Origin of the sequence: Qipengyuania marisflavi (assembly GCF_005884405.1) — a bacterium.
GTDB lineage: Bacteria > Pseudomonadota > Alphaproteobacteria > Sphingomonadales > Sphingomonadaceae > Qipengyuania > Qipengyuania marisflavi.
This window is the reverse complement of record NZ_VCAO01000002.1, coordinates 466,296-479,259: the sequence shown is the minus strand read 5'-3', so window position 1 is coordinate 479,259 and position 12,964 is coordinate 466,296. Positions and strand designations below refer to the sequence as shown.

Genomic DNA, 12,964 nt, shown 5'->3' with positions numbered 1-12,964 from the left:
TCCTACGATTATCAAAAGATGCTGCAGGCTTACGGCCTGCGGCCATCGATGAGCGGCAAGGGTAATTGCTATGATAACGCCTCTGTCGAGACATTCTTCAAAAGCCTGAAGGCGGAACTAATCTGGCGGCAGAGCTGGCCAACACGGCGACAAGCCGAGGCCGCCATCTTCCAGTACATCAACGGGTTCTACAATACCCGCCGCCGCCATTCATATCTGGGCGGCATCAGCCCGCTCGCATTCGAAGCCAAAGTGGCATAATGAGATCAGTGACCGGCACAAAACCGTTACAAGTCCATTGCGCGGTCTCGATTTCAAGGAGCGAGCCGAGCGCCTCGTGCATCGGCACCGAACGCTCGCCTTCGCAGGCAAGACTGGCAACGAGTGCACGCGAGACGACATGACCAAGCCAGGCCGAGCGCGCCTCGTCGGTAAGCGCCCGGAACCTGGCAAACCGCTCGACATCGCTCTCGCCAGCACGCCAGCTTTCATCGAGCGACCCCGCGAATTCGGCCAAAGCAGCACTCGCCGGCGCATCCTTGGCCTCAAACCCGGTGACCGGGCCGGACGCTACCGATCCGACAAGCGTCGACGCTTTCTTCGCGTGCCAGTCGTGCCCATCGGCATCGGCGAGCGTGAAGACCATGAAGTCGAGTGCCAGTGCCGGATCGTTTGCGAGATGGATCGCGAGGATGTCGCGGCGCTGCATCGCGAGCTCGTCGAGCAGGCGCTGGGACAGCGAGCTCCCTTTAGGCTTCGCCGCTCCGCTCTCCTCGACGGCCTCGACCACACATTCGTCAGCGATGACTTCGGTCTCGGTGTAGTATTGCTGGACCAATGTCGGCTCGCCATTTCGCGAGAGGACTAGGAAGGCGCCAGCTTCGGATTTCAGCTCGTCGGCGAGTACCGGCGGCCGATCATTGATCGCGCGCATGGCGCGGTCGATTACCACGAGTTCCTGTTCGGCCTTGGCGACCTCATCCTCGTCGCTGTCCTCGTCTTCGAGCACGGCGGCGACGCGGTCGTAGTCGGCCTCAAGTTCGCCGAGCTTTTGCGCTTCTTGTTCGGTCATCGGTGCAGGCTCGCATGGTAAGCGGCCCAGACCTTCGATGAGGTCATGGCTGACGTAGTTGCCAAGCGTCGGCCGAACCCAGGCAAGTCCATATTCAAGTGCGGTCTTTTCTGCGGCTTCGTCCATGGCCTTGTGCGCGAGGTCCTCGAGCAGCGCGATATCGATCCAGCTTTCACTGGCATCGTCGTCGAACAGTTCGCGTTCAATCCGGCCACCCGCGGCGAGGTAGGCATCGCGTCCGACGAGCACGGCACGCGGATCGGAACCGCGGACCGTGGCATCGAGCACCATGCGGCGGATGGTGTCAGGCGTGATCTGGTACCAGGCGTCCTGCAGCTCGGCATAGACATGTGCCTGACGCTCCACGTCGGAGATCGCGCCATAGGCCTTGGCCATGTCGAGCGTGATCGTGCCCTCGGCGAGTGCTTCGAAGACGCAGGGTGCGAGACTTGCCAAACGCAGGCGCCCTTCGACGAACCGGACGGTGAGGCCGAAGCGGCGCGCCACGTCTTCCGTGGTAGCCCCTGCCTCGATGATGGAGGCGAAGGCCTGTGCCTCGTCGGCCGGGTTCATTGCGAGACGCTGGAAGTTCTCGGCAAGGCTGGCTTCTCGCACTTCGCTTTCGTCGCCTTCGATGACGAGGCAGGTGACCTCATGGCTTTCGGGTAAAGTGCCCTCTTCGGCCAGCGCCTGCAGCGCGGCGAGACGGCGACCTCCGGCCTCGACCTCGAACTTGCCGCGCTTTCCTTTGCGCACGACGAGATTCTGCAGCAGTCCGCGCACAGCGATGTCTGCCCGTAGCTGGAGGTCGGCCAGCACGTCGCTAGACTTGCGAACGTTTCGCGGGCTCGGGACGAGCTTCTTCAAGGGAATTGACTGGATCATGGGTGTTCTCCTGATGGAATGAAGGCGCAGGTGAGGATCACGAGGCCCACAAGCCCAAAGGGCTCCCTCCACTCTCATTCTGAGTTGGGGTCGGCCCGAGCGGTCAGGCGGCAAGCGTGGGAAGAACGGACGAGGCTGCGGAGACTGGCACGAACAGCCGCGTGCGGTAACGGATGATCTCGGTGAAGCAGCCCTTGCCCTTGTACCAGTCGAGGCGATCCGGCGAGAAACCGGTCAGTTCAAGGCGCTGCTCGCCGCCGACCAGTGATCGCTTGACGGTCAAGGCATCGTGGCTTGCGAGGCCCAGCGGCTTGCCGCTGGCGATGACGAGCTCGCCGATCTGCTCAGCCGATGGTCCGGCAACTCCGGAAAGGCCAAAGGTCTCGGCGATTGCGGCGAGATCGACATCGAGCACTTCGCGGCCGATGATCGACTGACCGTCCTCGGCAACGAGCCGGGTGACGCGGACATGATCGCCTGGCAGGCGCTTCCAGACCGGAAGCAACAGTCCGGTGGCGAGATGCACGCGCTCGGTCACCGGTGACTTGGCCGCTTGCTCTTCCTCGGCACGCCAGGCCCTCGTGAATGCGGTGACGCCAATATCTTCCCAGTGGCTTTCAGCGAGTGCCTCGATTGTCCAGTTCGCGGAGTTGAGCGGGCGCAAAAGGCGTCGGCGTTCGATCACTGCCCCGTCGTCGGCGATGAGGCGGCGGGTCGGAACCGACAGCGCGACCTTGCCCGAGCGCGCATTGCGCATCGGGATCGCGTGCGTACTGCCAATCTCGTGCATCCGCACCAGGCGCTTCAATCGCAGAGTCCGAAGGTGCTTCGTCACTTCGAGCGAGACGAGACGGGTCTCGGCACCGGTCACGGGGTCTGTGCGCAGGAGTTCATCGGCGAGGACCGTGAAGCGATCGACCCTCACGGTTTCCAGTCCCTGATCAAGCGTTCCGGCTTCACGCGCAGCTTCGATCCGCGCTTCGACGAGACCAAGGTATTCGTCGAATATGGCGTTCTGGAGCGCGATCGGCAGCGCGAGAATGCGGTTGAGCCAGCGTTGGATCGTGGGGAGATTATCGGTCAATCCGCCATCGGGGCTTTCAAGTCGGAGGCCGGTCCGCTCGACGAAATTGCCGAAGCTCGTGGCCTCGAGCTTGCCGTCATAGAGCAGCTGGAACCAGCGGCTGAGCGCTTCGCGCGCGTAGTCGCTTTCGAGATTGTCTGCCGGGTCGAACAGGTTCTGTCCGCCGGTCTGGCGCTGGCCACGAGTAAGCGCGCCCAATGCATCGAGCCTTCGCGCAATGGTCGAGATGAACCGGCGTTCGCCCTTTACGTCTGTGGTAACCGGGCGGAACAGCGGCGCGGATGCCTGGTTAGTGCGGTTGGTACGGCCAAGACCTTGGATGGCGTTGTCGGCGCGCCAGCCCGGCTCGAGCAGGAAATGGACCCGGCGCTGCTGGTTCCTGGCGCCCAAGTCGGCATGGTAAGATCGACCCGTGCCGCCGGCGTCCGAGAATACCAGGATGCGCTTGGTGCCTTCCATAAAGCTTTGCGCTTCGGCGACATTGGCGCTGGGGCTACGCCGTTCGAGGCATTGCTGACCATCGCGTCCGATCACCAGCCTGCGGGTCCGGCCCGTAACCTCGGCGACGGCCTCGGTTCCGAAGTGCTCGATGATCGCATCGAGCGCGGTAGCGATGGGCGGCAGTGCGCAGAGCTGTTCGATCAGCGCATCGCGCGCGGCCATGGCGCGCGGGCAGAAAACGGGATTGCCCTCCTCGTCGCTCATTGCCTCGGAACGAAGATTGCCATCCTCGTCGGCGAAGACCTGCATCAAACGCACCGGAAAGCTCTTGCTAAGGTAGTCGATGACATATTCACGCGGGGACAGATCGATATCGAGCGCTTCGCGTTCCTCGTCGGATAGGTCGGCGAGACGCCGGTCGAGCATGGCCTCGGCGGTCGAGACCAGCTGCACGACTACCGAATGGTCTTCGCCCAGCGCCGCTTCCATCGCGGGGATCAAGCTCGGCAATTTCATCGAGAGCAGAAGCTGGGCAAAGAAGCGCTGCTTGGTGCCTTCGAAGATCGACAGCGCCGCAGCCTTGGCATTGCGATTGAGCGTGTCGCCGCTGTCCTCGTCGACCACGCGGGTTGCTTCGAGCGCTGCTTCGAGATTGCGGTGAATGATCGCCCAGGCATCGGCGTAGGCGTCATAGATTTTGACCTGCGCTTCGGTCAGGCTGTGTTCGAGGATCTCGTACTCAACCCCGGCGAAGGACAACGCACGAGCAAGATAGAGGCCCTGAGCCTTGAGGTCGCGGGCGACGAGCTCCATCGCCGCGACGCCGCCAGCGCGGATCTCTGTCATGAACGCCTCATGGGTCGGGAAAGCAGTCTCGGGTCCCCATAAGCCAAGCCGTGAGGTGTAACCGAGGTTGGCGATATCCGAAGCGCCGGTGGCAGACGCGTAGAGCACGCGGGCGCGTGGGAGATGGTTTTGCAACCTGAGGCCCGCCATGCCCTGTTCGGAGCCCTTGACCTTGCCGCGGGTTGAAGAGCCCCCAAGCGCATTGGCCATCGCGTGGGCTTCGTCAAAGGCGATCACGCCGTCGAAATCCTCGCCCGCCCAGGCAAGGATCTGGTCGAGCCGCGTATCCTCAGCGCGTCCCGAGCGCAGCGTTGGATAGGTGACGAAGAGAATGCCTTCGGACATCGTCACGGGGTGGCCGAGTTTCCAGCGCGAGAGCGGCTGGAGATCGAGCGGCAGCCCGCCAAGCGCTTCCCAGTCGCGGCGCGCATCTTCGAGCAGCGCCTCGTTCTTCGTGATCCAGATATGGCGACGCTCGCTGGCGAGCCAGCGGTCCATGATGACCGCTGCGATTTGCCGTCCCTTGCCCGCTCCGGTCCCGTCACCGAGGAAAAAGCCTTGGCGGTATTCATGACCGTCTTCGGACAGTTCCAGCGCAGTGCCCTCCTGGCTGACCTTGAACTGGCCCGGTAGGTCGCGCGCGAATGCCTGGGCAGCGTAGACCAGTGTCTCGCACTGAGCCTCGGATAAAAGGCCATCGGCCTGCCAGTTGGTGGGAAGACGAGGCCGCACTTCCGGCTGCGGAGCCGCGACCGAACCCATAGCGACCGATTCCACGAGCGGGGTGGGATGGGCCGGAGCGCCTTCGAACGCGATGCGACTGGGCCGGTAAGGCAGGTAGATGCCTGTCTGTTCAGGTACCGGCGCGGAGTCGGCCAAGACCGAATAGGCAAGAGTGGTCGCATTCGCCTTGGCTGCTGCTGTCGCTGCGAAAGGCGCCACCGGACGGACCGGAGTGCGTTGGGTCGAAGTCTTGCCAACTCGGCGAATTGGCTTGCTGAACGGCAAGCGATGGAGGCTGGCGGGTGTTTGCGCGCGGCGCGGAAGTGCGGTGATAAGCTCGTGGAGCTCGACCAGGTCGCAGGTGTCTCCGGTGATCGCGGGCGAAGACGCAGTCTGCGTCTTGTCGATCACGACCAGGCGAACGGCGATCCCCGTCCCTGTCCGGCGAAACATCTGCTCCAAGCGGACATTAATCAGGAGCGACGCTTCGTCCTGTGCTTTGGCGAATGTGGAAGCGTCAAAGCCATCGGGCATGATGGCGACTATCCTCGCCCCATTCGCAGCCGCTCGGATCGCACCGCGCAGGTGACGCATAGCGGTCTCGCGGTCCTCGCCGCGTTCATGGCTATGAGCGAATGGCGGGTTCATTAGCACGACCGATGGAACCGGGCTGCGAAGCAGGTCGGCGATCAGTTCCCCGTCATGCGCAGTGATCGTGGCCGCGGGGAAGATATGGCCCAGCCCGTTTCGTCTTGCCAGATCGATCTCGTTGAGGACCAACGAGGCGTCCTGGAGGCTGCCCCAGAGAGCGAGGGCGCCATTCCCGGCGGAGGGTTCGAGTAGCGTGTCGTGCGCAGAGATGGCTGCGGCCTTTGCCATCAGCCAGGCCAGCATCGGCGGGGTCGAGAACTGCTGGAGCTCGACCTGTCCTTCGCTGCGAACGTGCCGGGGCGGCAAGGCTGCTTCGAGCCAGTCGAACCGCGCTTCGGTTTCGTGCACGCTGGTCGCCAGGTCTATGCGCGAAGATTCGCGAAGCCAGAGCAGCGCCCCGATCTCGACCGCGTTATTGTAGTCGTCGATGCTCCAGGCGCTTCCCCAGTCAAGGGCGCCGGTCTCTTCGGCGAACAGCCCGGAAATGTCGGCACGGGTAAGATGACGACCCGAGGTGAGAAGCGCGGCAATCCGGGCACCGATGGCGAAGGCCAGGGGCACTGCCGGTATCTGCTCGCCGGCGGGAAACAAGTCTGACTGAAACATGGCAATTCGTCCTCCTGATGAGGGCATCGGGACAGGCCCTCTGCCGGATCAGGAATTCGAGAAGCTCTCTCTCCTCTACCGCGCCGCTTTGCGGCGCAGCCATGCTGTAAGTTCATCGTTCCAGTCGGTGTCGCGTGAGGATGGTTTGCGAACGTGGATCGTCCGCCCATCGCGGGCATAAGCGGCCAAGCCACGCGACGCGGCCAGCTCGCCGCCAGCATCGTGATCGACGAAGAGGTGAAGCTCGGTCACGCTCTCAGGCACGCTGACGAGACCAAAGCGCTCATTGCCCAGGGTCGCCCAGACGGGAATGCCGGTGAGAGCATAGGCCGACATCGCGCTCTCGATGCCCTCAGCGAGGCCGAGCTTGCCGGAGGCCGGAGCGAAAAGGCGGACAGCAGCTTCACCGAGCGCGCCGAGCGCGCGTTTCGGCTTTTCGAAAGCGGCCTTGCCTGAAGCCTCGGTAGACAGGAACGTGCGGTGGATGGCGATCGGGCCCTCGTCGAGGCTGACTGCCGCGATCATGGCGGGCAGAAAGCGGGCCCGTACTTTCGGGCCAAGCGGCGTTCGTGGATGAAAGCGGAGCGCCGGAGATGCGGCGAGGATGCCGCGGCTCTCAAGGTAGGCCTTCGCCGGACTGGCACCCAATGGTTCCGCTTCGCGCCAGATCCTCAACGCTGCTGCCGAGGGTTTGCCCACTCTGGTCGACTTGAATTGATTCTCGGCTGAAGAACCCGAGAAAAACCTGGCCACCTCGAATCCTTCGCGCGCCAGTGCGGAAAGCACGCTCTGCTGATCGCAGCCCGCAAAGCAATGGAAGAGAATAGCCTTTCGGCCGAGCGTCACGCCGAGCGAAGGTGTGCGGTCATCATGCGCAGGGCAGCAGGCCATGCCCCTTGTGCCTGACCATTTGCCCCCTCGGTTTTCGCAGATCCTTCGGGCGGTGTCCTCGAGCGAATGACGTGACAGGGTTGAATTCGAAACGGGCATACCAGCTCCATCGCCTCACAATTGCCCCCTCCAAACGAACCCCTCTTCTCTCGGATAAACTTGCAAAAAACGTTTTCCTACACCCATGCGTTCTATTTATGTTCTCTTGCGGATGGAGGCAAGGTGAAAGGTAATTCAATGCGAATGTCGCTGGTGGCTTGCGGTTGCGGTGCGCTCGCGATTGCGATTTCGGGATCCGCGCACGCGCAGGAGTTTCAGGTCTTCGACCATGACCTCGGCACAGTTCAGGTTACAACCGACAAAGGGCGCGCTTTCAACCCGACTGCAATCCACTTGGGCAAGCCAGATGGCGGCGCGGCCTATATCGATAGAAGCTTCGAGGAAGCCTTGTATGAGCCACTCATCCGGCAAGCTGAAGCGCGATACCAATTGCCGCCTCGACTGCTTCAGGCCCTGATTTGGCAGGAATCGCGGTTCAACCCGATGGCGATCAGTCCAGCTGGCGCAGCCGGGCTCGCTCAACTCATGCCGGGAACGGCAAGGGAACTTGGTGTCCGCAATCGCCACGATCCGGCTGAGAACATCGATGGCGGCGCGCGGTATCTGAAGCAGATGCTAGAGCGCTTCGGTGCGATCCATCTCGCGCTGGCCGCATACAATGCTGGACCCGGCGCTGTGTCGCGAGCCGGCGGGATACCGAAAAATCGGGAAACACCTGGATATGTGAAGAGCGTTATCGACCGATGGATGGCATACAGTTCGATATGACTACGAATCGGAAAAGGATCAGCGGACGGCTCGAGCACCTTCCTCGGGGAGCTGTAATTGTAACCGATGCCGGAGATCATTGGGTTCTCGAAGACTACGAACCCTCAAACGAAGACTTTGGATTTGAGGTTACCGCAGAGGGTATCGTTGTCGGGTTCGACCGCCTTCGCGTCGAATGGCTGGGGCAGGTGCCCGCCTAGGAGCAGGTCACGCGGCTCTCAAAACTGCAATGTTTTGCGCTTTGCCGCCGATGGAATCGAGGAAGTCTGCCCAATCCTGCAGCATTGCACGACGGGGAGCGAGATATTCGGCAGCATTGTATGCCCCGCGAACCTCGTTCTCTTCGCTGTGTGCCAATTGCAGTTCGACCCAGTCTTCATGATATCGGCGGATCCACATCGGTGGATCGCCGACCTCGACCAGCTGCTCATTCGCCCAGGTGCTCGCCAGACCCCTGAAGCCGTGAACAGTTTGTCGCCCGTGGTAACCGAGCCGATAGAGACCATAGATCATCGTATTCTCGGAAAGCGGCATCTTGGGCTTCTGGCCTGGAAAGACGTATTCGCCTTCGGACTTGCTGATCATATCTTGAGCAAGAGAAGCGGCTTGTCGCGACAATGGCACGATATGCTCGCGGCCCATTTTCATCCGATCAGCGCCAATGCGCCAAACTGGTGAATCTCCGACTAGATCTTCAAACTCGTGCTTCTTGGCGAACCGGAGTTCCTTTGTCCGGACCCATGTAAGAAGAGCAAAGGTCAATGCCGCCCGCGTAATTTCGGATCGTCTCTCACCCTCTTCCTGGTATCGCTCCATCTTCATGATGAGTTCGGGTAGCTGTGCCAGAGGCAGCTTCGCCATATGCTTCACCCGAGGACGTGGTTTCAAAGCCCCCCGAAGATGCGCCGTTGGATCGGAATCGCAAAGTCCGCTGGCAATCGCGAACTGGAATACCTGACCAATACATTGCTTGGCCCGTCGACTGATGTCGAGCGCGCCGCGCTCCTCGATCTTCCGAATGACCTTCAGGACTTCTGGTGGGGTTATCTCATGTATCATGAGCTCGCCCAGGACAGGAAGCACGTCCTGCTCCATCCGCGACCACACGCGCTTCGCATGGGCGGGATTGAGACTACTTGCTCTGTTCTCATGCCACATGGTGGCAATCGCCCTGAAGGTCTTAGCCTCTTCGAAGTCCCGACCCGGTTTGTGAACCATCGGGTCCCTGCCTTCGGCCAGCACACCCTTGGCAGCTCTCTTGAGTTCTCTTGCGGCCGCTATTCCGACTTCGGGGTAGGCACCGAAAGAAAGCAGCTTCTCTTTCCCGTGGTACCGGTATTTCAGCCGCCGAGCCGTTCTTTTGCACGAGGAGGAATAATCCCTCCCCATCCGCAAGCTTGTATGGACGCTCAGCCGCCTTCGCTTTTTTGATCTGAATCTCACTCAAGGACATTGGGGGTATCGCTCCTTTTCGCTACCCCCGGAAAATACCCCCAAAATACCCCCAAACCAAATCCGGCTTCAAGCGAATGCATGCGCACGCAAGCGGACGCGAATCACTCACATCATTCTGTTTTAATTGAGTTTTTCGGATGTATGCGGAAGCAAGCGAACCCATGCGGATTCGAGATTGGTAGCGGAGGTGGTAGCGGAGGAGGGACTCGAACCCCCGACACGCGGATTATGATTCCGCTGCTCTAACCGGCTGAGCTACTCCGCCCCAAAGGGCAAACCCGCCGCCTTGGCGGGTGCAGGCGGCGCATTTAGGCTGCACTCCGCAGCCGGTCAACACTCATTTCCCACGGAAAGGCCAGCGCGCCACAAATTCCCACGGCCCGCCGCGATAGCGGTGCAGTGCCAGACCCGGAAATTTGAACCGCTCGGGCAGGATTATCGGTGCCAGAGAGGCTTGCAGCGCTTTGGCCTGCGCGGGCGTAACCTTGTTCTGCACCGTGACATGGAGCCGCGGATTGTGGCTGTCCTGCGCGGTGAGCATGCCGTGAAAATGCTCCGCCACATCGCCGCGCACCATCAGCAGATCATGGCTGGCGAGGCGGATAGCGGTGCCGCTGCCCATCGGCATAATCCCTTCGATCCGGCCCCCAACAGGAGCCATCGCAGCTGTCAGCCGTCCCAGCAGCCGGCGCAGCTCACCCTCACACATCGGCGGCAGCGCGTGGAACAGAGTGACATGGGCTTCAAGATGATTGCGCTCGGGCGGAAAATGTTCGCTTCGCAATGCAGTAAAGCGGCGGTGCAGCCCCGGTGGCAGCTCTGCCGTCAGGATCAGCGGCGCGCCCGCTTCGCTCACATCTCGCCGCGCTTGCGCCGGATTGCGAACCATTTGGCGACGTTGCTGTTATGCTCATCCAACGTCTGGGCAAAGGCATGCCCGCCCGTTCCATCGGCCACCATATAGCGCGCTTCGGTTTTGGCGGGATGCAGCACGGCATCAATCGATTCGCGGCCTGGGTTGGTGATCGGACCCTTGGGCAGGCCAACCATCGTATAGGTGTTGTAATCATTGATCGCGGCGATTTCGGATTGCTTGATCCGGCGACCAAGAGGTTTGCCCTTGGTAATCGGATAAATTATCGTCGGATCGGCTTGGATCAACATCCCGTCGCGCACACGATTGGAATACAACCCCGCAACCATTTTGCGTTCGCGCGCGACGCCGGTTTCCTTCTCCACAATGGAGGCGAGGATTACCGCATCCTTGATGTTGTCGACTGCGATGCCCTTCCCCCGCTTGGGCCAGGCCTCGGCGAGGAAGTTCTGCATGGCCGCCTGCATCCGCGCCAGCACAGCCGCGCGGCTTTCTCCGCGTTCGAAATCATAGCTGTCAGGCAGAACGGACCCTTCCTGCGGCACCGGAATTTCCCCGGTCAGCAGATCTTCGGCCATCATCCGTTCCCACACCATGATCGAAGGCATCCCTTCGGGCACAGTGACGAAGCGGCGGATAACTTCTCCACTTTGGAAGGTGTCGAGAATTCGCGATGGGCTGGCCCCTGCGGGGAGCATGAACTCGCCCGCCTTGATTGGTGCACCGCCGCCCAATATCTTGGCGCGCAGCAGGAATCCGTCGGCTGAGCCAATCAACTGCTCTTCCTCCAGCTTGCGCGCGACCGAGGTCAGCGTGGCGCCAGATGGCACGATAAAGCTGGTGTCTTCCTCGACATCGCTGGGCACGTACCAGCCGCCTGCAAACCACAGCGCAGCCAGCGCGATGACCAGACCAGCGGCCGCGGCGAGCAGACCGGTCGGCAATCTCACGTCAGTCGACCTTCTTCATCACCAGCGAGGCATTGGTCCCGCCGAAGCCGAAGCTGTTGTTGAGCACTGCCCGCACTTCGCGCTTTTTAGCAGTGTGCGGCACCAGGTCGACGCCTTCACAGCCCTCGTCCGGATTGTCGAGATTGAGCGTCGGAGGCACGATCTGGTCGCGCAGCGCCAGAATGCAGAAGATGCTCTCCACCGCGCCAGCCCCGCCCAGCAGATGGCCGATGGCAGATTTGGTGCTCGACATCGATGCGCCGCTCAGATCGTCGCCAAACACGCGCTTGGCAGCAGCGAGTTCGATCGTGTCGGCCATGGTCGAGGTGCCGTGGGCATTGATGTAATCAATGTCCGACGGCTCGATCCCCGCCTTGCGAAGTGCCATGCGCATCGACAGTTCCGCGCCCTTACCTTCGGGATGCGGTGCTGTGACGTGATAGGCATCGCCAGAGAGGCCATAACCGACCACCTCGGCATAGATCTTCGCGCCGCGCGCCTTGGCGTGCTCGTATTCCTCCAACACCACCACGCCCGCGCCCTCGCCCATAACAAAGCCGTCGCGGTCCTTGTCATAGGGGCGGCTGGCTTCGGTCGGGCGGTCATTCATGCTCATATTGAGCGCGCGCGCCTGTGCAAAACCGGCGACGCCCAGCGGGTTCACAGTACCTTCGGCACCGCCCGCCAGCATGATGTCGGCATCGTCATCCTTGATCATGCGGGCCGCATCACCAATCGAATGCGCGCCGGTTGAACACGCCGTCACCACCGCGTGGTTCGGCCCCATCAGGCCATATTTGATCGACACCTGACCGCTGATCAGATTTATCAGCCGTCCGTGGACAAAATGCGGGCTGACCCGGCCGGGGCCGCGTTCGTGAAGGTTGATCGATTCCAGTTCGATCCCCGGTAATCCGCCGATGCCCGAGCCAATCGATACTCCGGTACGCAGCTTGAGCGCCTCGTCCATATCTTCCAGACCGGCATCTTCAATCGCCTGACCCGCTGCATCGATTCCGTAGATGATGAAGGGGTCGACCTGCCGCTGGACCTTGTGGTCAACGCGCTTGTCGGGATCGAAGCCGAACTCATGATCCTTGGGCTTAACCTCGCAGGCGATCTGGCATTTCTGGTCCGAAGCATCGAACCGCGTGATAGGGCCTGCGCCGCTTTTGCTGGCAATCAGGTTTGCCCAGACGGTTTCCACATCGCAGCCAAGGGGAGTGACGAGGCCAAGTCCGGTAACAACCACACGACGCATGAAATTCTCCGCAAAAAAGACAACAGGCCCGGCCCGCTAACGGGTCGGGCCTGTCTGGTCCCGCCTATCGGCGGAATGAAAGTCCAAGGCTGATGATCAGCCCTTGTGCTCTTCGATATATTTCGTCGCATCACCAACGGTGGTGATCTTTTCCGCCGCATCATCGGGGATTTCGACGCCAAATTCTTCTTCGAATGCCATCACCAGCTCGACAATATCGAGGCTGTCAGCACCCAGATCATCAATGAAGCTGGCTTCCTGGGTAACCTTGTCGGCTTCGACGCCAAGATGCTCGACAACAATCTTCTGCACGCGGTCGGCGGTATCGCTCATAATCTTCCCTCTACGCTGGGGGTTAGTAAATTGGCTTTCGCCCTAATGAACGGCGGAGGCCAAC

Annotated in this window: 11 protein-coding genes, 1 tRNA gene and 1 pseudogene; 3 read left to right on the top strand and 10 right to left on the bottom strand. The window is 61.3% G+C overall.

The genetic code is table 11. From position 1 onward, the window contains the following. Window positions 1-261 (top strand): IS3 family transposase (locus FEV51_RS06910; protein ID WP_138615238.1); only part of this gene is annotated, 261 nt, incomplete at its 5' end. Here the strand turns inward: FEV51_RS06910 and FEV51_RS06905 are convergent. The 3 genes from FEV51_RS06905 to FEV51_RS06895 all read right to left on the bottom strand — a co-directional run bounded on the left by FEV51_RS06905 (window position 227) and on the right by FEV51_RS06895 (window position 7,199). Further along, window positions 227-1,957: a ParB/RepB/Spo0J family partition protein gene (locus tag FEV51_RS06905; RefSeq protein WP_246034471.1), complete on the bottom strand. Its 1,731-nt coding sequence runs from the start codon at window positions 1,955-1,957 to the stop codon at window positions 227-229. The two genes, FEV51_RS06910 and FEV51_RS06905, sit on opposite strands and share 35 nt — an antisense overlap. A 103-nt stretch (window positions 1,958-2,060) precedes the next feature. Then, entirely contained in the window at window positions 2,061-6,308 is a 4,248-nt protein-coding gene (locus FEV51_RS06900; RefSeq protein ID WP_138617224.1) for a strawberry notch family protein, read from the bottom strand. Between the two features lie 75 nt (window positions 6,309-6,383). Next, window positions 6,384-7,199, bottom strand: a complete 816-nt coding sequence (locus tag FEV51_RS06895) for a DUF7146 domain-containing protein (protein WP_425466598.1) — start codon at window positions 7,197-7,199, stop codon at window positions 6,384-6,386. A 243-nt stretch (window positions 7,200-7,442) separates the two neighbouring features. Between FEV51_RS06895 and FEV51_RS06890 the strand changes: the two genes are divergently transcribed. After that, a complete protein-coding gene (locus FEV51_RS06890; RefSeq protein ID WP_138617313.1) occupies window positions 7,443-8,027 on the top strand; it encodes a lytic transglycosylase domain-containing protein in 585 nt (194 codons plus the stop codon). Continuing rightward, a complete protein-coding gene (locus tag FEV51_RS13255) occupies window positions 8,003-8,227 on the top strand; it encodes a DUF5818 domain-containing protein (protein ID WP_337442414.1) in 225 nt (74 codons plus the stop codon). Before FEV51_RS06890 ends, FEV51_RS13255 begins: the two co-directional genes overlap by 25 nt. Before the next feature lie 7 nt (window positions 8,228-8,234). Here FEV51_RS13255 and FEV51_RS06880 read toward each other — a convergent pair whose 3' ends face one another. From FEV51_RS06880 to FEV51_RS06855, 7 genes and pseudogenes are all read right to left on the bottom strand, one after another. Further along, window positions 8,235-9,269: a tyrosine-type recombinase/integrase gene (locus FEV51_RS06880; RefSeq protein ID WP_246034470.1), complete on the bottom strand. Its 1,035-nt coding sequence runs from the start codon at window positions 9,267-9,269 to the stop codon at window positions 8,235-8,237. 24 nt (window positions 9,270-9,293) lie between these two features. Then, a pseudogene (locus tag FEV51_RS13440) lies at window positions 9,294-9,416 on the bottom strand (hypothetical protein); the annotation flags it as partial. A 254-nt stretch (window positions 9,417-9,670) separates the two neighbouring features. Continuing rightward, window positions 9,671-9,747, bottom strand: a tRNA-Met gene (locus FEV51_RS06875). Between the two features lie 72 nt (window positions 9,748-9,819). Then, a complete protein-coding gene (locus tag FEV51_RS06870) occupies window positions 9,820-10,338 on the bottom strand; it encodes a 2'-5' RNA ligase family protein (protein WP_246034469.1) in 519 nt (172 codons plus the stop codon). Further along, entirely contained in the window at window positions 10,335-11,306 is a 972-nt protein-coding gene (gene mltG, locus FEV51_RS06865) for an endolytic transglycosylase MltG (RefSeq protein WP_246034468.1), read from the bottom strand. The genes FEV51_RS06870 and mltG overlap by 4 nt, the downstream gene beginning before the upstream one ends. Window position 11,307: 1 nt before the next feature. Then, on the bottom strand, window positions 11,308-12,567 hold the full coding sequence (gene fabF, locus FEV51_RS06860; protein WP_138617220.1) for a beta-ketoacyl-ACP synthase II: 1,260 nt from the start codon (window positions 12,565-12,567) through the stop codon (window positions 11,308-11,310). Between the two features lie 96 nt (window positions 12,568-12,663). Further along, window positions 12,664-12,900 carry an acyl carrier protein gene (locus FEV51_RS06855; RefSeq protein ID WP_006834437.1) on the bottom strand — a complete coding sequence of 79 codons (237 nt, stop codon included), beginning with the start codon at window positions 12,898-12,900 and terminating at the stop codon, window positions 12,664-12,666. Between the last annotated feature and the right edge of the window lie 64 nt (window positions 12,901-12,964).

Coding starts and splice junctions, on each gene's coding strand:
- FEV51_RS06905 (WP_246034471.1), bottom strand. CDS start 1,957: ATGATCCAGTCAATTCCCTTGAAGAAGCTCGTCCCGAGCCCGCGAAAC.
- FEV51_RS06900 (WP_138617224.1), bottom strand. CDS start 6,308: ATGTTTCAGTCAGACTTGTTTCCCGCCGGCGAGCAGATACCGGCAGTG.
- FEV51_RS06895 (WP_425466598.1), bottom strand. CDS start 7,199: ATGGCCTGCTGCCCTGCGCATGATGACCGCACACCTTCGCTCGGCGTG.
- FEV51_RS06890 (WP_138617313.1), top strand. CDS start 7,443: ATGTCGCTGGTGGCTTGCGGTTGCGGTGCGCTCGCGATTGCGATTTCG.
- FEV51_RS13255 (WP_337442414.1), top strand. CDS start 8,003: ATGGATGGCATACAGTTCGATATGACTACGAATCGGAAAAGGATCAGC.
- fabF (WP_138617220.1), bottom strand. CDS start 12,567: ATGCGTCGTGTGGTTGTTACCGGACTTGGCCTCGTCACTCCCCTTGGC.
- FEV51_RS06855 (WP_006834437.1), bottom strand. CDS start 12,900: ATGAGCGATACCGCCGACCGCGTGCAGAAGATTGTTGTCGAGCATCTT.